Origin of the sequence: Streptomyces pacificus, assembly GCF_011766325.1 — a bacterium.
GTDB lineage: Bacteria > Actinomycetota > Actinomycetes > Streptomycetales > Streptomycetaceae > Streptomyces > Streptomyces pacificus.
In genome coordinates this window covers 233,053-253,521 of record NZ_BLLG01000009.1, presented here as the reverse complement: position 1 = coordinate 253,521, position 20,469 = coordinate 233,053, and the positions used below count along the sequence as shown (strand labels likewise).

The window sequence follows — 20,469 nt, the reverse complement described above, 5'->3', positions numbered from 1 at the left end:
CGGAACACTCTCCGAGGCTTTCCTCCGGGCGCTTCCCTTCGGTGTTTCCAACCCTACCAGATCCGATTTCCGTACCGTTCCCGGTCCGAAATCCATTTCCGATGGCCGTTGGAGGGCCTTTCACCTTCCGGCTGCCTTTCGGCGTCCTCGACGTTATCAGAATCTTCAGCGGCCGAGCCAATCGGCACTGTGATCCGGACAAGGATTCGAGGATGGCTCACGGGAAATACGATTTCCGACGAGAGCGAGACAGACCGTCAGGTAGTGGCACTCGGATACGAAAGCACTCCGAGGCAACCGTTCGAATCTACCTCCCCACACTGCCCGTGTCAATGGGCTGTGGGCGAAGAGGAGACTAGCAGTTGACGGACCACATCCGCACATCAGGCCGCCGTCGGTACCTCGGCACTGCGCTCCGAGACGTCGACGTCCCCCGTCTCACCTGCTCGAGCCGCTCGGCCCCCGAGAACGTACACATACGCCAGGAACAGCAGCTCGGCGACGACTCCGATGGTGATCCTGGCCCAGGTCGGAAGGCCGGAGGGCGTCACGAAGCCCTCGATCGCGCCTGAGACGAAGAGAACCAGGGCCAGTCCGACGGCCATGCCGACCGCGGCCCTCCCCTGCTGGGCAAGCGCAGCCCGCCTGGTCATGGGTCCCGGGTCGACCACGGTCCAGCCGAGGCGGAGGCCGGTCCCGGCGGCGACGAAGACGGCGGTGAGTTCGAGGAGGCCGTGCGGCAGGACGAGGCCGAGGAAGGTGTCGAGACGTCCGGCCGACGACATCAGTCCGATCCCGATGCCGAGGTTGGCCATGTTGAGGAAGAGGATCCAGACCACCGGCACGCACAGAAAGGCACCGAGGACGAGGCACAGCGCGGCGGCTTGGGCATTGTTCGTCCAGACCTGGGCGGCGAACGACGCCGCCGGGTGGCTTGAGTAGTACGTCTCGTACTGCCCGCCCGGGCGGGTGAGTTCGCGCAGTTCGTCGGGAGCGGCGATGGCCGCCTGGATCTCGGGGTGCGTACCGATCCACCACCCGATGACCGCGGCGAGGAGGGTGGAGAGAACGGCCGTGGGGATCCACCAGTGCCGGGAGCGGTAGACCGCCGCCGGAAAGCCGGCGGTCAGGAAGCGGATCGCGTCCGTCCACGAGGCGCGGCGGGTACCGGTGACGACAGCCCTGGCGCGGGCCACGAGTTGGGTGAGCCGAGCCGTGACCACGGGGTCCGGGACACTGGACTGAATCAGTGAGAGATGGGTGGCGGTGCGCTGGTAGAGCGCGACGAGCTCATCCGCCTCTGCGCCGCTGAGGCGTCGCCCGCGGCCCAGGAGGTGGTCGAGGCGGTCCCATTCCGCCCGGTGGGTCATGACGAAGACGTCGAGGTCCATGGTCGGCTGCTGCTCCAGGCACTGGTCCGGGCCCGCCGCGGGGGCGGTGCGTACAACGACTCGCACATCTGCTCGTGCGACTGCGGTGCGCTCGCGTGTCAGCTTGGCAGACTTGCGTAGGGAGGGGTCACGGAGGTCCGCGGAGAGCGAGGAACCGGACCGAGGGCCATCGGCGAGAGGGCGAGAGAGGGTGGGCACTGTGAGCGGAGTGGTGACCGGGGATGCCGTCGTACTGGGGCTCCGTGCGGCGAGGCTGCCCAGCCGCGCCCTGGCGCTGGCGATCGACCTCGCCCTCGTCCTGCCGGTCTACCTGCTGATATCCGTCGGACTGGCGATGGCGACGGCGTCGTTGGACCAGGCGGCCCGAACGGCGGTGTCGATCGCGGCGTTCGTGCTCGTCCTCGTGGGCGGGCCGATCGCCGTGGAGACGCTCAGCCGGGGACGTTCCCCGGGCAAGCTCGCGTGCGGGCTCAGGGTGGTCCGCGACGACGGGGGCCCGATCCGGTTCCGGCACGCGCTGGTGCGTGGCGCGATCGGGGTGGTGGAGATCCTGATGACCTTCGGAACCGTTGCCTGCATCGCCTCGCTGGCCTCGGAACGAGGGCGGCGTGTCGGCGACGTTTTCGCCGGAACCCTGGTCGTCCGCGAGCGGGTACCGGCTGCCCGGTCCGCCTGCCTGCCCCCGCCGCCGCCCTGGTTGGTCGGGCGGTTCACGGAGATCGACCTCTCCGGGGTGCCGGACGACCTGTGGCTCGCGGTACGGCAGTACCTGACGCGGATGGACCGGCTCGACGCGGAGGTGGGACGGGCCCTTGCCGAGCGGCTGGCCACCGACCTGGCAGTGTGCACGGGCGCGCCGGTTCCGGCGGGGGTGCCGGCCGGTGCGTATCTGGCGGGTGTGGTGCACGAGCGGCAGACCCGGGACGCCCGACGGGCCGGCGCGGTGCCTTCTCTGAGCCCGATGCCGTCGGCGAGCCCCTCGCCCTCCGTGAACCCGTCGGTCATGGTGCATCCGTCGTACCCGTCGTACCCGTCGTACCCGTCATCCCCTTCGCGCCCCTCACCGCCGGTGACCGGCGGCGGAACGACGCGACCCAACGCCCGGCCGGCGCCGGCGGCACACCCCGCGGCAGGGGTACCGGGGACACGCGGTGTGCCGGCAGCCGCCGGTTCCGCCGCCGCTACGGGCTGCTTCGCGGCACCCGCCGCCCCCGGCATCGCAGCCGGCCCTGTTTCCCGTCCCGCGCGGTTCGGTCCCGCGACCGGCCCCGGCGGTCCCGGTGGGTCCGGCGCGTCGGAACCGGTGCCCGCCCGGACCGAGGACGGCGCCGAGCAGTCAGGGCCCCACCAGGGGGCAGGGCCGGCGGCGACAGGGTTCGCGCCGCCCGCCTGAGGCCGGCTCGGGAGGGCCGACCGCGGCAGGCTGCCCCAGGGCCGGCTCTCCCGAACCAGGCCACCCCCCGGCGGCAGGGCGGGCATCCGCGCGGATCCAGGCTCGGAGCCGGGTCCTCGTCCGGGGACCACTCCGCTCCGGCGAGTGCCCGGTGAAGCGGTGAAGCAGCGGGCGAAAACCCGTTCAGGTGAAGTCCGAGGGCGGAGTCTCAAGATCCTCCAACTCGACACCGGGCGCCGCGAGGACCACGTCGCCTGCGATGTGGACCGTGTGCTGCTCCCCGGTGTCCAGGCAACCGACCCGGTACTCGTCCACGGTCAGCGGGCCGTTGTCAGTGCCGTGCGCTTCACTCTTCACCAGGGCCCAGGAACGGTCGACCGTCCGGGGCGCCAATACCGGGTCGGTGAAGGCGACAAGGCGGACGCGGACCGCCGGGGCACCGGGTGCGAGACGGAGCAGCCGGGCGGTGGCGACGAGGAAGGCGGGGGAGGTTCCGGTGAAGGCATGGGCTGGGGCGTTGCCCTCGGTGGCGTGCGTACCGGCGGGGTCGGTGCGCACCCAGGTGACGCCGTCGAGGGCGGCACCGCGTACCTGCCAGCCCGCGGCGTGGAGTTCGAGCCGCACAGGGCGGCCGAGTTCGTCGAGTGCCAGATCCACGGAGGCCGCGGGCTCGCCTGAGGGGGTGGTCCGCTGGGAGACGTAGCGCCAGCCGGACGGGCCCGGCGCGCAGTGGAAGTGCTCTTCACCGAGGGGGGTGTGATCGTGCGGATCATGGATCGAATAGCGGCCGCGGGGCATGGCGGTGCCTGACTTCCCGGAGTAATGGACAGGCCCCCGACACGGGGGTGCGGGGGCCTGTCCTGCTTCGCTCGTGGCACTGGCCGGCGGATGCGCCCCTCCGGGTCGGGTCGGTGCCCGTGGGGCACTCACCGTGGGGCACACGCCGTGCGGCGGATCAGTAGCGGTAGTGGTCCGGCTTGTACGGGCCGTCGACCGTGACACCGATGTACTCGGCCTGCTCGGGGCGCAGTGTGGTGAGCTTCACGCCGAGCGCGTCGAGGTGGAGCCGGGCGACCTTCTCGTCGAGGTGCTTGGGGAGCACATAGACGTCCGTCGGGTACTCCTCGGGCTTGGTGAACAGCTCGATCTGCGCCAGCGTCTGGTCCGCGAAGGAGTTGGACATCACGAACGACGGGTGTCCCGTGGCATTGCCCAGGTTCAGCAGACGCCCCTCCGACAGCACGATGATCACCTTGCCGTCGGGGAACGTCCAGGTGTGCACCTGCGGCTTGACCTCGTCCTTGACGATCCCGGGAACCGCGGCCAGACCCGCCATGTCGATCTCGTTGTCGAAGTGGCCGATGTTCCCCACGATCGCCTGGTGCTTCATCCTGGCCATGTCCGAGGCCATGATGATGTCCTTGTTGCCGGTCGTGGTGATGAAGATGTCCGCCGTGTCCACGACCTCGTCGAGCGTCGTGACCTGGTAGCCGTCCATCGCCGCCTGCAGTGCGCAGATCGGGTCGATCTCGGTGATGACCACCCGGGCGCCCTGGCCGCGCAGCGACTCCGCGCACCCCTTGCCGACATCGCCGTAGCCGCAGACGACCGCGACCTTGCCGCCGATCAGGACGTCGGTGGCCCGGTTGATCCCGTCGACCAGGGAGTGCCGGCAGCCGTACTTGTTGTCGAACTTGGACTTGGTCACCGCGTCGTTGACGTTGATCGCCGGGAAGAGGAGCACACCGTCACGCTGCATCTCGTACAGGCGGTGGACACCGGTGGTGGTCTCCTCCGTCACGCCCCGGATCTCCGACGCCAGCCGCGTCCACTTCTGGGGGTCCTCCGCGAGAGTCCGGTTGAGCAGACGCAGGATGTGACCGTACTCCTCGCTGTCCGCGGTGGCCGGGTCCGGAGCCGCACCGGCCTTCTCGAACTCGACGCCCTTGTGGACGAGCAGGGTGGCGTCACCACCGTCGTCCAGGATCATGTTCGGACCGCCGGTAGGCGTGTCGGGCCAGGTCAGCGCCTGCTCCGTGCACCACCAGTACTCCTCCAGCGTCTCGCCCTTCCAGGCGAACACCGGAACGCCCCGGGGGCTGTCCGGGGTGCCGTCCGGCCCGACCGCGATGGCGGCCGCGGCGTGGTCCTGGGTGGAGAAGATGTTGCACGACGCCCAGCGGACCCGGGCACCCAGCGCCACCAGGGTCTCGATCAGGACGGCCGTCTGCACCGTCATATGGAGGGAACCGGTGATCCGGGCGCCGGCCAGGGGCTGCGACTCCGCATACTCCTTGCGGATGGCCATCAGACCGGGCATCTCGTGCTCGGCGAGGGTGATCTCCTTGCGGCCGTAGTCGGCCAGGGAGAGGTCGGCGACCTTGAAGTCCTGACCGGCGGCGACAGTCGTCATCGCGAGCTGCTCCTCACGGGGTTCGAGGGTGTTCGGGCGGGATGGCTCTGCGGTCGCTGCGACGAGGCGGACACGCGCACCAGCACACACGGGTGCCGCACGTGCGAGTCCGGACGCCGAGAACGCCCGCAGCGCAGTCCGTCGGAGGCCCTCTCTCCCTCGGCCGGTCCGCTGGCGAACCGCCCGACCGCCATCAGCAGCGACGTCTGGCTCTCACGAATCTACACCGATCGCCGCCGCGGCCCACAGCCCACCCATGCCCCGTTTCCGGCCGGACTCCGGAAGACGTGGCCGTAGCGGGGCGTGCTCCAGCGGATCACGGAGACCACGCCGGACCACGCCGGACCACGCGGGACCACGCGAGAACAGGAGAGACCAGGAGGGCGGGCCGGCGATCGTAAGGAACGCCGTCAGTGAGCCGTCCCGGGCCCGGGGCCGCCGGGGGTCTTCGCCGGGTCCGCGCCCGCCGCGGCAGCCTCCTCGCTGTAGATGTCGGGCTCCAGATAGATGACACGCGCGATCGGGACCGCGCTGCGGATGCGGTCCTCGGCGGCGTTGATCGCCGTGGCGACCTGCTCGGCCGTGTTGTCGTGCCGGACCGCGATCTTGGCCGCCACCAGCAACTCCTCGGGGCCGAGGTGCAGCGTGCGCATGTGGATGATGCCGGTCACCGCATCGCCCCCGACCGTCGCCGCCTTGATCTTCTCGACCTCCTCCGCACCCGCTGCCTCACCGAGCAGCAGGGATTTCGTCTCGGCCGCGAGGACCAGCGCGATGAGGATGAGGAGGACACCGATGCACAGGGTCCCGATACCGTCCCACACTCCGTTGCCGGTGATCAGGGCGAGGCCGACGCCGAAGAGGGCCAGAACGAGTCCGACGAGCGCACCCAGATCCTCGAGGAGGACCACCGGGAGCTCGGGTGCCTTGGCGTGCCGGACGAATTCCTTCCAGGAGCGCTTGCCGCGCACGGCGTTGGACTCCTTGATGGCCGTGCGGAACGAGAGGGACTCCGCGATGATCGCGAAGACGAGCACGCCGATAGGCCAGTACCAGGACGTGATGGCGTGCGGGTGCACGATCTTCTCGTAGCCCTCGTAGATCGCGAACATGCCGCCGACCGAGAACAGCACGATCGAGACCAGGAAGGCGTAGACGTAGCGCTCGCGGCCGTAGCCGAAGGGGTGCTCCGGGGTCGCCGCACGCCTGGCCTTCCTGCCGCCGAGGAGCAGCAGGCCCTGGTTTCCGGAGTCGGCGACCGAGTGGACGCTCTCCGCCAGCATCGACGAGGACCCGCTGAAGAGGAACGCCACGAACTTGGCTACTGCGATCGCGAGGTTCGCGACGAGGGCCGCGACGATCGCCTTGGTTCCGCCTGACGCGCTCATGGGTGCGTGGTGTCCCTTCATCGCTGAGGTTCGCGGAGTTCCGGTTCCGGGTCCCCGGAACTCCCGCGGAGGGGTTCCGGGTTCCCCGGACTCCGCGGAGGGGTCCCGGCTTCCCTGGGCCGGGCCCCCGGTTCCCCGGGGTGGGGCTCCTGCGTTACGGCGGGACATTCTCGCAGGAGCCCCGGCGCGCACCGGGTCAGACGGCCACAGTGGCCCGGAACACGGTTCCCGTACCGGACAGTTCAGCCTTCTCGCCTGCCGGCAGGAACACCGACTCCCCTGGGGCGAGCGTGAGTGCGCCGGCCTTCGGCCGACCCGCCGTCGCCAGCAGGATCTGCGGTGTGGGGAGTGTGAGGTCCACCGGAGCCGCGCCCTGCGGCCGTACGAAGCGGGACAGCCGGAACTCGTCGATCGGGGTGGCGTACAGCTCCTCACCGGAGGGCGCCGGCTCGGGGCGCAGAACGCCCGGGTCGCCCGCTTCGAAGCGCACGACGCGCAGGAGTTCGTGGATGTCGACATGCTTCGGGGTCAGCCCGCACCGCAGCACGTTGTCGGAGTTCGCCATGATCTCCACGGCGAGTCCACCGAGGTAGGCGTGCGGCACCCCGGCGCCGAGGAACAACGCCTCACCGGGCTGCAGGCGCACATGGTTCAGGAGCATGGCAGCGATGACGCCCGGATCGCCGGGGAAATGGTGGGCGATGGCGGCAAAGGGGGCGTAGGGCCCGCCAAGACGCTTCGCTGCCGCAGCGGCCTCGGCGACGGTGTGGGCCATCTCCTCCGGGTCTGCGGAGAGGACCGCGGTCAGGACCTCGCGCAGCGCGGCCTCCTCCGGGTGTGCGTGGAGGAGGTCGACGTACGGCTTGAGGGAGTCGACGTCGAGAGCGGCGATGAAGTCGGCCGCCTCCACAGGCGGGCGGAAGCCGCACAGGCCGTCGAAGGGGGTCAGTGCGCAGACCAGCTCGGGCTTGTGGTTGTCGTCCTTGTAATTGCGGTGGGCTGCATCGAGCGGAATGCCCGCCGCTTCCTCGGCGGCGAATCCGGCCTGGGCCTGCGACCGGTCCGGATGGACCTGCAGGGACAGGGGTGCGCCGGCGGCGAGCAGTTTGAGGAGGAAGGGGAGCCGGGGGCCGAAGGCATCGAGGGCCGGACGGCCGAGTTCGCGGACCGGATCCGCGTCGATGATCTCGCGCAGGGAGCCGCGGTCGGTCCCCGACGGGGCACCGGGGTGGGCACCCATCCACATCTCCGCCTGGGGCTCGCCGGTCGGGGCGACGCCGAGGAGTTCCGGGATGAGCGTGGTGGATCCCCAGGCGTAGGGGCGGACGGTGTTGGAGAGGCGGTCCATGAGGGGTGGTCCTCGACTCGGTACGTGGTGGATGCGTGTGCTGGTGGGTGAGTGGCTGGTGTCGGGTGGCTGGTGTCTGCGGTGTGACCGGCGGTCTGTCGGCACAGCACGACCGTAGGGGACGACCGTACGGGGCGGTCGGCGGTGTGTCCTTGCGGACCGGGTCGGTTCGAGGCGGACGGGGAAGGGATCCGGGGTGTTTTCAGGACGGTACGGGACGGTCAGGGCCAGTTCGGGGGCGGGGCCTCGGGGCCCTGGTGGGCGCTTCGGGTGATTCCGCCCGGTTCGCACAGGGCGGTTCGGGACGGAGCGGGATGCCACGGGGTGCCACGGGGTGCCACCGGAATGGCCGGGCACCGGGGCTGACCGCGGCGGGACCGCCGTCCACCCGCCGGGACCGCCGTCCGGTCGGGGCGGAGTGCGGGCCCGGGAGCAGCAGGGGTCAGGCGTGGCCGTTGCTCGCGAGGGCGAGGTACCCGGCGGCGAAGTCCGTCACCGCGAGGAGCTCGGCGAGGGTCTCCAGTGCACTGCCCTCCTCCGGTTCGAGTTCGCTGATGGCGGTGTCGTGGCTGAGCGCGAGTTCCCGCGCGGCGGGGGCCGCCGTGTACCCGTCGTCGAGGCTGTCCCGCAGCAGCAGGACGCGTGCCCTGACGGCCTGCGGTTCCTCGACGCGGTCGCGGAAGAAGTCGTCCGGGTCGGCCCCGGCCGCGAAGTCGCCGGCGAGGAGCATGCCGTGTGCGGGCAGCGCCTCGGGCAGCTCGGCGGCGATGGCGGGCCGGCCCGCGAGTTCGGCCAGCACCGCGGCGAACCGGCGGCCGACGGGGCCTGCCGCGCCTTCCGTCCAGATCAGCGGAAGCGTGTCCGCGAGTTCCGCGGCAAGGGTCTTGGCGGGGTTGCTGTACGTCGCGATCGCCGGGCCGCAGCGCTCGGCGATGCGGTCGAGGCGGTCGGCCACGCCCTGCATCGCCTCGGGGGTGGCGGAGATCAGGCCGACCCGGTCGAGGAGCGCGAGGAGCGGGGTGAACAGGGCCCAGAAGGCTCCGGGGCTGGCAGGACTCCCGGTCTCCTCGTCCAGCTCGTACGGCGCGGTCGCCATGGGGACGACGAGACCGTGGATGCCGGCGACCCCTTCGGAGAGCGGGGAAGGCTGCGGGGCCACCGCGACGACGGCGCACCCGCGGCGGTACGCCTGCTCGGCGAGCAGGACGAGGCCCGGTTCACTGCCGTCGGTGGTGGCGATGAGGAGGAGGTCGACGGAGCCGGCCCAGCCGGGGAGCGCCCAACGGAGGGCGCCTGCGGCCGGCGCGACGCCGGCCGGGGGGAGACGGGTGACCGGCGCGGTGGGTCCGGCCAGTTCGGCGAGGAGGTCGGCGACGCCCGTGGCCGCGGTGCCGGGGCCCGCGATCAGCACGGCACGCGGTCGGCCCTCCGGGGTCAGCTCGGCGATTCCGGCCTCGGCCGCGTGCCGGGCGGCTGTGCGTACGCGTGCCCCTGCCTCCGCGGCACCGCGGAGCAGGCCGCGACGGTCAGCGCGGGCAAGGGCTTCCGGGGCGTCGAGGAGTGACTCGTCGAGCATGGGCGTGGGCCTCCGATTCGCCGAACAGCAGCCTGACAGGTGGGGGCTCGCCCCCTACCCGGGGCGGCGGGCCTCGTCCACGAGCAGCACGGGGATGCCGTCCCGTACCGGGTACGCCAGGCCGCAGTCCTTGCCGGTGCAGATCAGCTCGGGGGTTTCGGCGGCCGTCGCGTCCTGGAGCGGAGCGTGGCAGGCCGGACAGGCGAGGATCTCCAGGAGGCCGGCTTCGAGCGGCATGGGATCGTCCTTTCGAACAGGCGGGTGGGGCCACGTCAGCCTACCGCCGGGTCACAGCCCGCGCGGCTCGGCGTGCGGGCGGGCCGGGCGGGCGAGTGGGGTGGGGAGGCGGGGGCGGGTGGGCCGGGTCGGCGGCGGGTGGGCCGGGTCGGTGGCGACCGCGACCGTCACCGCGGGCAGGAAGGCTCCGCTCAGGAAGCCCAGACCGGGGTGCCGGGGCTGAGGTGCCGGGGCGGGGCTGAGGTGCTGGGGTGCCGGGGCGGGGCCGAGGCCGGGGCGGGATGTCCCGCGCCGGCGCGGGCGCGCGACGGCGTCGCGGCGGTCGGCCTGTGCACCACCAAACGCCCCACACGGCGGGCATCGGTCGGCGCTCTCCCCCGGTCCGGCGCTTCAGCCGCTCCGGACCAGGCCGAGGACCTCGTCCCGCAGGGCCGACATCGCAGCCTCGTCGCGGGCCTCCACGTTGAGGCGGAGCAGGGGCTCGGTGTTCGAGGGGCGGAGGTTGAACCACCAGTCGGCGGTGGAGACGGTGAGCCCGTCGAGGGTGTCGAAGGTGACGCCGTCGCGCGCCGCGAAGGCCTCGCGGACGGCCGCCATACGGGCCGCCTGGTCCTCGACCGTGGAGTTGATCTCGCCGGAGGCGGCGTAGCGGTCGTACTGGGCGACCAGGTCGGACAGCGGGCCCTGGTGCGTCCCGAGGGCCGCCAGGACGTGGAGGGCGGCGAGCATGCCCGTGTCGGCGTTCCAGAAATCGCGGAAGTAGTAGTGCGCGGAGTGCTCGCCGCCGAAGACGGCGCCGCTGCGGGCCATCTCCTCCTTGATGAAGGAGTGCCCGACCCGGGTGCGTACGGGTGTACCGCCATGCTCGCGCACGACCTCGGGCACCGACCACGACGTAATGAGGTTGTGGATGACGACGCCGCCGCCGTTCCTGGCCAGCTCGCGTGCCGCGACCAGGGCCGTGATCGCCGACGGGGAGACCGCTTCGCCGCGCTCGTCGACGACGAAGCACCGGTCTGCGTCGCCGTCGAAGGCGAGGCCGATGTCGGCGCCCTCCTCGCGCACCCGCTTCCGGAGGTCCACCAGGTTCTTGGGGTCGAGAGGGTTGGCCTCGTGGTTCGGGAACGTGCCGTCCAGTTCGAAGTACATCGGGACGAGTTCGACCGGCAGGGAGGCGAAGACCTTCGGCACGGTGTGGCCGCCCATGCCGTTGCCCGCGTCCACGACCACCTTCAGCGGGCGGATCGCGGCAAGGTCCACCAGGGAGAGCAGGTGGGAGGCGTAGTCGTCGAGGGAGTCGCGTGCGGTCACCGATCCCGGGGCGGCCACGGGCGCCGGGCCCCCGGACGCGCTCCAGGACTGGACCAGTTCGCGGATCTCCGTCAGGCCCGTGTCCCGGCCCACCGGCGTCGCGCCCGCGCGGCACAGCTTGATGCCGTTGTACCGGGCCGGGTTGTGGGACGCCGTGAACATCGCGCCCGGCAGCATGAGCTGCCCTGACGCCGAGTACAGCTGGTCCGTCGAGCAGAGACCGATCATGGTGACATCGGCACCGCGGGCGGCGGCGCCCCGCGCGAAGGCGTCCGACAGCCCGGGGGAGGAGGGCCGCATATCGTGACCGACGACGATCGCGTCCGCGCCGGTGACCTGGACGAAGGCGGATCCGAACAGCTCCGCCAGCGGCTCGTCCCACTGGTCCGGCACCACCCCGCGCACGTCGTACGCCTTCACGATCTGTGACAGATCAGCAGCAGAGGATGCAGCCACGGCCCAACCTTCCCGAATTCCCTGTGGTCGCAACAAACTACCCGCCGGGCCGGGGTCAGCAGGGGCGAGGTCCGAAAACGGCGGAGCCGGAGCCGGAGTCAGGGCACCACGCCGGAGTCGGGTGTCCGGGCGCTCTCCCGGCGTCGAAGCCCAGCGCGGGCCCGGGGAGAAGCGCCTGCCAGGGTGACCCGTGCCGGGAGAGCCCGGAGCGTGGGAGGAACAGGTGCCGGGTCGGCGGGAGCCGGTGCCGGGGGAGAGACGCCTGAGCCGGGGTCGGGAGACCCGGTGCCTGGAGCCGGTGCCCGGCGGGAGCCGGTGTCAGGGTCGGGCGAGGGCGTCGCCTCAGGAGTCGGGTGAGCGAAGCACCCGGAGGTGGCCACGCCGGGCGACTTCCATCGGGTCGGACCTGCGCGCTCCTACCCCGCCGCCGGCCTGGGCCGCGCGCTCCTGGGGGCGGGCCGCTTCCCGCACCGCGTTCGCGAGCGCCTCGAGGTCGTCACCGCTCGGCCTGGCCGGGCCTGAGACATCGGAGAGCCGGACGACCTCCCAGCCGCGGGGCGCTGTGAGCCGTTCGCTGTGCTCGGCGCAGAGGTCGTAGCAGTGGGGTTCGGCGTAGGTGGCGAGGGGGCCGAGGACCGCGGTCGAGTCGGCATAGACGTACGTCAGTGTCGCGACGGCAGGACGGCCGCACGCGGTGCGCGAACAGCGACGTACAGGGCTCACGACGTTGGACGGTACCGCACTCTTGAGCGGGCCGCGATGACTCTCCACCACGTCACTCCACCGTGTCGCGTTGCCGGGTCCCGCACAGCCGTGTTCCGGCCAACTGTACTGACCTGCATGGCAGGAGCGGCGCGCGATCCGGTGCCGCCGTAATCCGGTTATCACTGCATACAAACCGCGTCATTCACGGCGAGTTCGGCGATCTGGAGGCTGCCCCGAACAGAGACAAACCTTGGCTTGAATGTTCAATAGGCGACAGGTCGGGAGGGTACGGCGGGAGGCGGCCCGTCCTCCCGGGCGTTCAGGGTGCACGGGAGGACGGCAGAGAACGGCGCAGGACGGCGCAGGACGGCATCGGCATGTTCACGCCCCAGAGTGGTGGCCCGTCACTCGCGAGGGCGATGCCCCAGGAGCCGGAGGAGGCTCGGACCGGATGCGGCCCGGTCCTGGAGAGCTACCCTGCGTCAGTGATGGACAGTCCCGTACCGCCCCGCCCCACCGAGCCCGGGCCGCGCCGCCGCGACCGCCATGGCCGGGGGATGCGCGGGCCGGTCGCCCCGCCGCAGGTACCGCTCTCCGCCAGCCGCGCCGAGTCGTTCCGCGATCTCGTGCGGGACTCGGTGGAGCGGCTGGAGCGGCGCTGGCCGGAACTGGCCGAGGTGGAGTTCCTGGTGCTGGACGTGCCGGGGTCACCGGGCGAGAGTGTGCCGCTGGGCAGCTCGGTGCCCGCCGGGAAGGGCAAGCCCGCGACGATCGTGGTCTACCGGCGGCCGGTCGAGATCCGCACGAAGAACCGCGACGAGCGGGCGCTGCTGGTTCACGAGGTGGTCGTGGAGCAGGTAGCGGATCTGCTCGGGCTCTCGCCGGAGTCGGTGGACCCTCGTTACGGCCAGGACTGACCGTCGGCGTGGGGCTGCGCACGCCTCGACCAGGGCGGGCCCGGACGGGCGAAACGAACACCGCCCGCTCCAGGCAGGTCCAGACCGGTCACACACGGGGCACGGGCGGATACCAACGGATACCAGCGGATACCAGCGGATACCAGCGGATACCAACAGGCGTACTCCTGAATGAATGACCACCAAACGTGCTCGTTCCTGCACGATCAGGCCCGCTCACGGCCCAGGTCGCGGACGGGGCCGCTCACCGCCGGACGAGCACGCCGGGAACCACCGCGGAGCCGGTCGTCGCCGCGGCGCGGGCATCACCCCGGCACGCGGACCTGCACGGGCATCACCCCGGCACGCGGACCTGCACGGTCATCACCCCGGCAGGCGAGAACCCGGCAGACGAGAACCCGCCACGGTGCCGGGCAACCCGCACCCGCCCGGCCGGCCGGCCCTGGGCAGGGCAGCCGCCGCAAGGCCCCTGGGCCGGGTGAAGGAACTCGGTTCGGGGCCCGGTCAGTCACCGAGAACGGAGAGGTCCTGCTCCGCAGCCGGGACCTCGACCAGACCGCGGTCGTCCGGCAGGGTCTGGACGGTGAACATCTCGATGCCGTCCTCCGGAAGCAGCAGGGTGCGGGCGGCGTGGACCGGCCCGCCTGACTGCGGCTCCACGGTCAGCGCGTAGGAGCCCTTCAGTCCGGCCGGGGCAGGCGGACTGACCGCCAGCGTCGTGCCGCCCTTGACGGTGTAGGTCTTGACGGCACGGGTGCCGCCCCCGGTGCCGGGCGAGGCCGTCACCTTGACCCGGGCGGTCCCGTCGGGCGCGGTGAGGGAGAGTACCGAGCCCTCGGCACGGTTGTCGGCGGCGGTGGCGCGCTCCGTGACCGGCGCCGTCGCCGGGATGAAGGCGAACTCCTGTTTGTCGCCCTTGCCCCTGGTGACCTGGAGGGCGGCGACCACCGGTGCCGCCGGGGCGCCTTCGGCCGGGCCAAGGAGGATCGAGCCCGCCTCCCCTCTGGTCACGTCCTTCATGTCCATCGAGGCCGTCATGCCGGACTTGACCCGCAGGCTCTCCGCACCGGCGGGGCTGATCGTGCCCGTCGCGCTCGCCAGCCGGACCCTCAGTTCCGCGTCGTCGTCACCGGGGGCGAACGCCACCAGCCGCACGGAGGTCGCGTCCGCCGGGACACCCGGCAGCACCAGCGTGCCGGACGGGTCGGCGGACGCCTGCAGCCAGTCGCTGCCGGTCTCCTCCCCGGCACCGCGAATCACCGCCCCTACCCGCCCGGTACGCGTGGTGACGTGCACGGTGACGTCCTCGGCGGAATCGGTCGTCAGAGTGGAGAGCAGTACCGGGACGCTCCCACCCGCGGGGACCTGGATACCGTCGCTCAGCGAGGACTTGAGTACGCCGTCCTTACCGTGGAGCTCGATGTCAACGAGCGCCCCGGTCTCGTCGGGGTTGGTCAGATGGACATAGTCCTGCCGGTCCTTGGCAAGGCTCGCGCCCGGGAACCAGAACTCCGTGTCGGGTGCGGTGCAGCTGACGCCGAGGACGCCGCGACCGCTCCCCGCACTGACCGTGGTGGTCTGCTGGGCTGTCCAACCGGGCGCCAGAACGCCGGTCGCGGTGCCGATGAGGGCGGGGGCGTCGCTGCCGCTCGCCTTGGCGCCGACGGGCTTCCCCGGCTGCTCGAGGGTGACAACGGGCTTCGTGGACGGTGGCTTCCCCGTGCCGTCGTCCTCCCCTGCCTCGTTACCCGCCTCGTCCTCGCCGGTCCCGCCGGCGCCCTCGCCCGGTCCCTGCAAGGTCGTGGCCGACGGGCTGAGTTCGGCCGCCGATGCGGTGGACGCCGCGGCGGAGCCGCCCTCGGCTCCGGACTGCGCCTGCGCCGCCTGCGACTGCGGGGTGATGGACGTGTACACCGTCTCCGCGATCTCCGAGGTGGCCGGGGCCGGGCAGAGCAGGCTGGAGCGCTCCACCGGCAGCCGTACCGACGACTCAGCCCGGGGCGCCGCCCCGCCTTCCGGAGCGGTGAGCGCGGCGTATCCGGTCACGGCGGCGAGGGACGTGACGGCCGCGAGGAGCGAGAGGGTCGTGCGGTTCACTTGCTGCTGCTCCCGTCGGGACGCTGCTCGTTCTCGTGGCCGTAGGAGTCGTACCGGTGCGTCTCAGGTCCGGGGCCCGCACGACGGTCGTACTCCTGCGGCTCGTACTGCTGCGGCTCGTACGCCTGCGAGCCGTACTGCTGCATGTCGTACCCCTGCCGGCCGAACTGCGGTTCGGGCCCGGAGCCGTACCGTTCCGGCCCGTACCACTCGGCCTGCCCGGGCTGCTCGTACTGCCCGGCCTGCCCGGCCTGCGCGGTCTCGTACCGCGCGGTCCCGGACTGCTCAGCCCCGTACGGCCCGGTCTCATACGTCCCGTTCCCGTACCCGTTCCCGTACCCCGGACCCTGGCCCGGCGGGGTGTCCGGGTACGCGTACTGCTGCCGGTCGTCGCGGTAGCCGTCCGGGTACGGGTCGGAGTGCCGCTCGCCCCCGTACGGGCCCTGTCCGGTACCGGCCGGGCTCCGCTCGTCCGCGTGGGCCTGCGCGTCCCACTCCGCGCCGTAGCGCGGCTGATGGGGTACGGCCGAGGACGGGGACGGGGACGGGGACGGCGCCGCGGCGCCGGGATGCGGCCCGGCCGGCGGGTCGGGCTGAGGGCCGGGGTCCGGCCCCGGGTCCCGCTCGGAGTCGGCGGACTCGGCCTGGGCGGCACGCAGCCTGCGGGCCCGGCGGCCCTCGCCGTCGGCGGGCTGGTCCGGGATCGCGGCCTCCTCGTCGGGCAGGTCGTCGTCGATCTCGCGGCGCCGGCCGGGCAGGGCCAGCACGACCAGGACGACGGCGAGCGCGCCCTGGGTCCAGATCCGCGCGGTGTGGATGGCCGGGGCCTCGTGGACGAGATCGAGCCGCCCGCCCTCGGCGGGGAGTGCGAACCCCTGGGCCCAGCCGTCCACGACGGTGCTCTCCAGCGGGCGGCCGTCGAGCGCGGCCTGCCAGCCGTCGTCGGCGCGGTCCGCGAGGCGCAGCACCCGGCCGGCGGGGCCCTTGGGGATGTCCGTGTGGGCCTCGACCGGTCCTGAGGCCACCGGCAGCGGCTCCGCCGCGCCGTCGACGATGACCACACGGGCGATCTGGCTGTCCACACGCCACAGCGCGCTGCCGTCGAGCTGGCTGAGCCTGGAGAGGCCGGGGGTGGCGTCGAGGACCCGGCTCATCTGGCGCGGAGCGCCGTCGCGGACCAGGACGTAGCGGATGGCGAAGCCGCTGAGCTGGCTGGTCTGGTCGGCTCCGGAGCCGGCCACGAGGTTGGCGACGACCTTGTCGAGACGCGGGTCGCCGCCGGCGGCCTCGCTGAGCTCGGCATCACCGAGGCGCGCGCCGGAGCCACGGACCAGTGTGTACGACACCTTCGCCGGTGACGAGCCGCCGAGGACGAGCGTGCGGGGCTGGTCGCGGGTCCCGCTCTCCTCGGCGACGAAGGCCGGGACCTGCACCGGGTCGCGGCGCTCCAAGGGGCCCGCGGCACCGCTGGCCATCCAGTTGACGGCGCTGAACAGCGGCGCGGCCAGCGCCGCCAGGGCGACGAGGGCGGCCGCCGGCTGGCGCCAGCCGAAGCTCTGGGCGGCGACGCGCCGGCGGGCGCCCTCCGCGCCGAGGACCGCGGCGGCGATCAGGGCGATGCCGTAGACGAGGGTGGCGGGGCCGGCCCAGCCCGAGCGGTTGGCCAGGGCGGCGAAGACCAGAGCGGTGACCGCGACGAGCCATGCCGTGCCGATCGCGAACCGCCGTTCGCCGCGCAGCAGGGCGGCGAGTGCGGCGAGCACGACGCCGATGAACAGCAGCCCGCCGACGGTCTTGGGGCCGCCGGGGCTGACTCCGAGCAGGTCGAGGGGGGACGCGGCGCCGGTGCCGAACTCCAGTCCCGCCTCTCGCAGCAGGCGGGACGGCTCGGTCAGCAGCGAAAGCGACCAGGGCGCGAGGAGCAGCAGCGGGGTGCCGGTCACGGCGAGGAAGCGCAGCCCGTGGGCGGTGATCTCGGCACGGCGCAGTACGAGCCCGGCGACGCCGAGGACGACGGCGAGGGGCCAGACGACGGGCGTGAAGGCCGTCGTCAGCGTCAGCAGCAGCGCGTACACCCAGGTCGCGCGCCAGCTGCCGCGGGAGCCGCCGTCCCGGTCCAGTCCGTGGGCCGCGACTGCGGCCCTGGCGATCAGCGGGAGGAGGACCGCGAGGACGGCGGTGCCGAGCCGTCCGGTGGCGAGGGCGCCGGTGACCGCCGGCAGGAAGGCGTAGGCCACGCTCGCCCAGGCCCGCAGCAGCCGGGACCCGACCAGCGGGCGGGAGGCGAAGTACGCCGTGACGCCCGCGAGCGGGACCGAGCAGACGAGCAGCAGGGTGACCGCGAGGCCCGTGGAGCCGAGGAGGAGCGCGGAAACGGCGCTCAAGATGGCGAGGTACGGCGGTGCCGTCGGTGTCCCCCCGGTGCCGAGGGGTTGCCAGGCGTCGGCGTAGCGGCTCCACAGCTCGGAGAGTTCGCCCGGCGCGGGCAGCAGGGCGCCGCCGGCGAGCGCGCCGCCGCCGAGGAGTCCGCGGCAGGCCACGAGGGAGACGGCGAGCAGGAGGGCGAACAGGACGGGGCCCGGCCTGCGTGCGATCTTCTTGAGCCGGGCGAACTGCTCGACCTCCAGGAAGTCGGCCTCGTCGCCGCCGGGACCGGACTCGACGGCTCCGTGCCGTGAGCCCCCGGCGTCGGAGTCCCGGTCGGCGCCGAGGCCGCTCGCGACCTGCTCGAAGGTGGCTCGGACGGTGGCTCCGGGCGGGGGGAAGAGCGGTCGCAGCTCGCTCGCGCCGACGCGGGCCCCGCCGCGTCTGCGGCGGGCGGCGAGGATCCGCTCCGGGCGCAGCAGGGTGCCCAGGAGGCCCATGACCTCGTCGACCGCCTGGCCGGGAACCTTGCCGACGAGATAGGCGAGAGTCCGCAGCAGGGTGCCGAGGACGAGGCGGAGCAGCACATAGGGGAGCGCCCTGCCGCGCGCGTTGGCCAGCAGCGTGTAGACGGCGCCCGCCTTGTCGACGCGGTGCGGGCCGACGACCGAGCGGCCCACGCAGTCGATGGTCCGCCGCTCGCGGGCGGCGGCCTCGGCGTGCCGCAGGACAGCGCCGGGGGCGACGAACACGCTGTGGCCCGCGGCGTGGGCGCGCCAGCAGAAGTCCACGTCGTCCCGCATCAGGGGCAGCCGCCGGTCGAAACCGCCGAGTTCGTCCCAGACGTCGCGGCGCACGAGCATGCCGGCGGAGGACACGGACAGCACCGGGCGGACCTGGTCGTGCTGGCCCTGGTCCTGCTCCCGGCGGTCGAGTCCGGTCCAGCGGCGGCCGCTGTTGGCGATGGACACGCCGGCTTCGAGGAGCTGTTTGCGGTCGTACCAGCCGCGGAGCTTGGGACCGATGACCGCGGCGGCCCGTCCGGCGGACAGTTCGGCGTCGGCGACGCGGAGCAGTTCGGCGAGGGCGTCGGGAGCGGGTGCGCAGTCGTCGTGCAGCAGCCAGAGCCACTGGACCGGCTCGTCGTGAGGCGGTTGCGGCACCTCGTACGCCTCGTCGTGCCAGGCCTTGGTCACCGGGTCCCAGCCGCTGGGCCGCTGCAGATACGGCAGGTCGTCCGCGGTGAGCACCGGTGCGGTGCGGGCGGCCTCGTCGACGGCGGCGCCGAAGCCGGTGCGGCGGGCGAGGTGGAGGACCCGGTCGGCGCCGAGCGCCTCGGTGACCAGCCGCGCCGAGTTGTCGGAGCTGCCGGTGTCGGCCGCGATCGCGTTCTGTACGGGGCGTTCCTGGCCGAGGAGCCCGGCGAGGGCGTCGGGCAGCCACCGGGCGCCGTCGTGGGAGACGAGCACGGCGGTGACGACGTGCCGCGGGAACTCGGGCGGGGAGGCGGAAAACCCCGCCGGGGTGGCGGGAACGAACCACGCCGGGGTGGCGGGTGCAAACCCCGCAGGGGTGGCGGACATTGAGGTACGGGCCCTCCGGCCGGTTCGCCCCCGCGAGGGGGCGCTGGAGCGTCTGGGACGGGGCCCCACACTAACGGTCCGGCGGAGCTCCGTGGCGAGGGCCGCCGACGCGGGGCGGACGGTTCCGGAAGGAGAGCCGCGGCAGCGGGACACCCGCCGCAGCGGACGGCCGGTTTCGGCGGGAGGCCCCTGCGCACCCGGCTTCCCGCGGCCCGCGGGCCTCTTCACCCGGCCTTGTTCGGTCCGGGGTCCTCCTCACCCGGCTCTGGTGCAGTCGGCCTTGTCGATTCAACCTTGCCGATTCAACCTTGCCGAATCGGCCATGTTCAGCCGGCTTTGTTCAGCCGACGGCCTTTTCCGGGCGGGCTGGTGTCAGAGCGCTGCCTTCTTCAGCCGGCGGCGCTCACGCTCGGACAAGCCGCCCCAGATCCCGAACCGCTCGTCGTTGGCGAGGGCGTACTCGAGGCATTCGGAACGGACTTCGCAGGCGAGGCAGACCTTCTTGGCCTCGCGCGTCGATCCGCCTTTCTCGGGGAAGAAGGACTCGGGGTCGGTCTGGGCGCACAACGCGCGCTCCTGCCAGCCGAGTTCCTCATCCGCGTCCTCGACCAGCAGTTGCTGGAACAGCTCGGTCATGTGCGCCCCTCGTCTGTCTTTGCGTCCCCGTGATCCGGCCGTGAGCCGTACCGATTCGGCCGAACGACACGAGTGAAATTACAAGTGTGCGGATCCGGGCCAGTCAAGCCGAGATCTGCTATTGAGCCCCGTATTCACTCTCCGGAACCAAGCGTATGCGGAAAGTGTGTAAAACGCCAAAAACCATGACATGTGCCACTGGCCTGACCGCACCCCCTCCCCGATGCCGCACCGGCGTTCACCGGCCCTCACGAGGGAGGACGCCTCGCGCCTGGATCTTGTTGCGATCCGGCCGCACAAGCGATCCGGATCACAGTCCGATCACAAGGGCGCGACGGCGTTTGAGAGCACAGTCGCAGCGCCATGTCTCCGGCCTTGCCGACGCACAAACCTTTCTCCGATCGGAGTAACCGGATGAGGTGAAACATTGCCGCCAAATCGACCACTGGGTTGACATCCGAAGCCGCGGTCGTCACTTTGGAATGCATGCCAGCGACCACAGCGCCTTCCGCGACCCACGCGATCCGTGGCTTCCGCAGCGCCGTGCAGGCACGCTGTCGCTGTTCCAGCTGTTGACGCCATAGCGCTCCGGCTCTCTCCCCGCTCTTCACACTTTCCCGCTGCCTCCTGCCGTTTCCCGCCCTTCCCGGCGGG

The 20,469-nt window shown here is 72.3% G+C and carries 14 protein-coding genes; 2 read left to right on the top strand and 12 right to left on the bottom strand.

The window, feature by feature from the left end; translation table 11 throughout:
- Positions 1 to 383: 383 nt before the first annotated feature.
- A complete protein-coding gene (locus SCWH03_RS17315) occupies positions 384 to 1,391 on the bottom strand; it encodes a stage II sporulation protein M (RefSeq protein ID WP_173265168.1) in 1,008 nt (335 codons plus the stop codon).
- A 199-nt stretch (positions 1,392 to 1,590) separates the two neighbouring features.
- Between SCWH03_RS17315 and SCWH03_RS17310 the strand changes: the two genes are divergently transcribed.
- Positions 1,591 to 2,784, top strand: coding sequence for an RDD family protein (locus SCWH03_RS17310; protein ID WP_173265148.1), 1,194 nt, complete (start codon positions 1,591 to 1,593; stop codon positions 2,782 to 2,784).
- Positions 2,785 to 2,967: 183 nt separating this feature from the next.
- Here SCWH03_RS17310 and SCWH03_RS17305 read toward each other — a convergent pair whose 3' ends face one another.
- The 8 genes from SCWH03_RS17305 to SCWH03_RS17270 form a co-directional block, all read right to left on the bottom strand.
- The gene (locus SCWH03_RS17305) at positions 2,968 to 3,582 is read right to left on the bottom strand and encodes a hypothetical protein (RefSeq protein ID WP_173265147.1); all 615 of its coding nucleotides are present in this window, start codon (positions 3,580 to 3,582) and stop codon (positions 2,968 to 2,970) included.
- 157 nt (positions 3,583 to 3,739) lie between these two features.
- Positions 3,740 to 5,197, bottom strand: a complete 1,458-nt coding sequence (gene ahcY / locus SCWH03_RS17300) for an adenosylhomocysteinase (protein WP_173265146.1) — start codon at positions 5,195 to 5,197, stop codon at positions 3,740 to 3,742.
- 410 nt (positions 5,198 to 5,607) lie between these two features.
- The gene (locus tag SCWH03_RS17295) at positions 5,608 to 6,585 is read right to left on the bottom strand and encodes a cation diffusion facilitator family transporter (RefSeq protein WP_173265145.1); all 978 of its coding nucleotides are present in this window, start codon (positions 6,583 to 6,585) and stop codon (positions 5,608 to 5,610) included.
- A 196-nt stretch (positions 6,586 to 6,781) separates the two neighbouring features.
- Entirely contained in the window at positions 6,782 to 7,933 is a 1,152-nt protein-coding gene (gene manA, locus SCWH03_RS17290) for a mannose-6-phosphate isomerase, class I (RefSeq protein WP_173265144.1), read from the bottom strand.
- A gap of 442 nt (positions 7,934 to 8,375) precedes the next feature.
- Positions 8,376 to 9,509: an SIS domain-containing protein gene (locus SCWH03_RS17285; RefSeq protein WP_173265143.1), complete on the bottom strand. Its 1,134-nt coding sequence runs from the start codon at positions 9,507 to 9,509 to the stop codon at positions 8,376 to 8,378.
- 54 nt (positions 9,510 to 9,563) lie between these two features.
- Entirely contained in the window at positions 9,564 to 9,746 is a 183-nt protein-coding gene (locus SCWH03_RS17280) for a Trm112 family protein (protein WP_173265142.1), read from the bottom strand.
- 390 nt (positions 9,747 to 10,136) lie between these two features.
- Positions 10,137 to 11,513, bottom strand: a complete 1,377-nt coding sequence (locus SCWH03_RS17275; RefSeq protein WP_173265141.1) for a phosphomannomutase/phosphoglucomutase — start codon at positions 11,511 to 11,513, stop codon at positions 10,137 to 10,139.
- 342 nt (positions 11,514 to 11,855) lie between these two features.
- Complete coding sequence (locus SCWH03_RS17270; protein ID WP_173265140.1) at positions 11,856 to 12,284, bottom strand: DUF3499 domain-containing protein; 429 nt, start codon at positions 12,282 to 12,284, stop codon at positions 11,856 to 11,858.
- Between the two features lie 422 nt (positions 12,285 to 12,706).
- On the opposite strand from SCWH03_RS17270, the gene SCWH03_RS17265 reads away from it, so the two are divergent.
- Entirely contained in the window at positions 12,707 to 13,135 is a 429-nt protein-coding gene (locus tag SCWH03_RS17265; RefSeq protein ID WP_173265167.1) for a metallopeptidase family protein, read from the top strand.
- 504 nt (positions 13,136 to 13,639) lie between these two features.
- Here SCWH03_RS17265 and SCWH03_RS17260 read toward each other — a convergent pair.
- From SCWH03_RS17260 to SCWH03_RS17250, 3 genes are all read right to left on the bottom strand, one after another.
- Complete coding sequence (locus tag SCWH03_RS17260; protein WP_173265139.1) at positions 13,640 to 15,232, bottom strand: DUF5719 family protein; 1,593 nt, start codon at positions 15,230 to 15,232, stop codon at positions 13,640 to 13,642.
- Positions 15,229 to 19,179: a glycosyltransferase family 2 protein gene (locus SCWH03_RS17255; RefSeq protein WP_173265138.1), complete on the bottom strand. Its 3,951-nt coding sequence runs from the start codon at positions 19,177 to 19,179 to the stop codon at positions 15,229 to 15,231. The genes SCWH03_RS17260 and SCWH03_RS17255 overlap by 4 nt, the downstream gene beginning before the upstream one ends.
- Before the next feature lie 372 nt (positions 19,180 to 19,551).
- Entirely contained in the window at positions 19,552 to 19,815 is a 264-nt protein-coding gene (locus SCWH03_RS17250; RefSeq protein WP_173265137.1) for a WhiB family transcriptional regulator, read from the bottom strand.
- Positions 19,816 to 20,469: the final 654 nt, after the last annotated feature.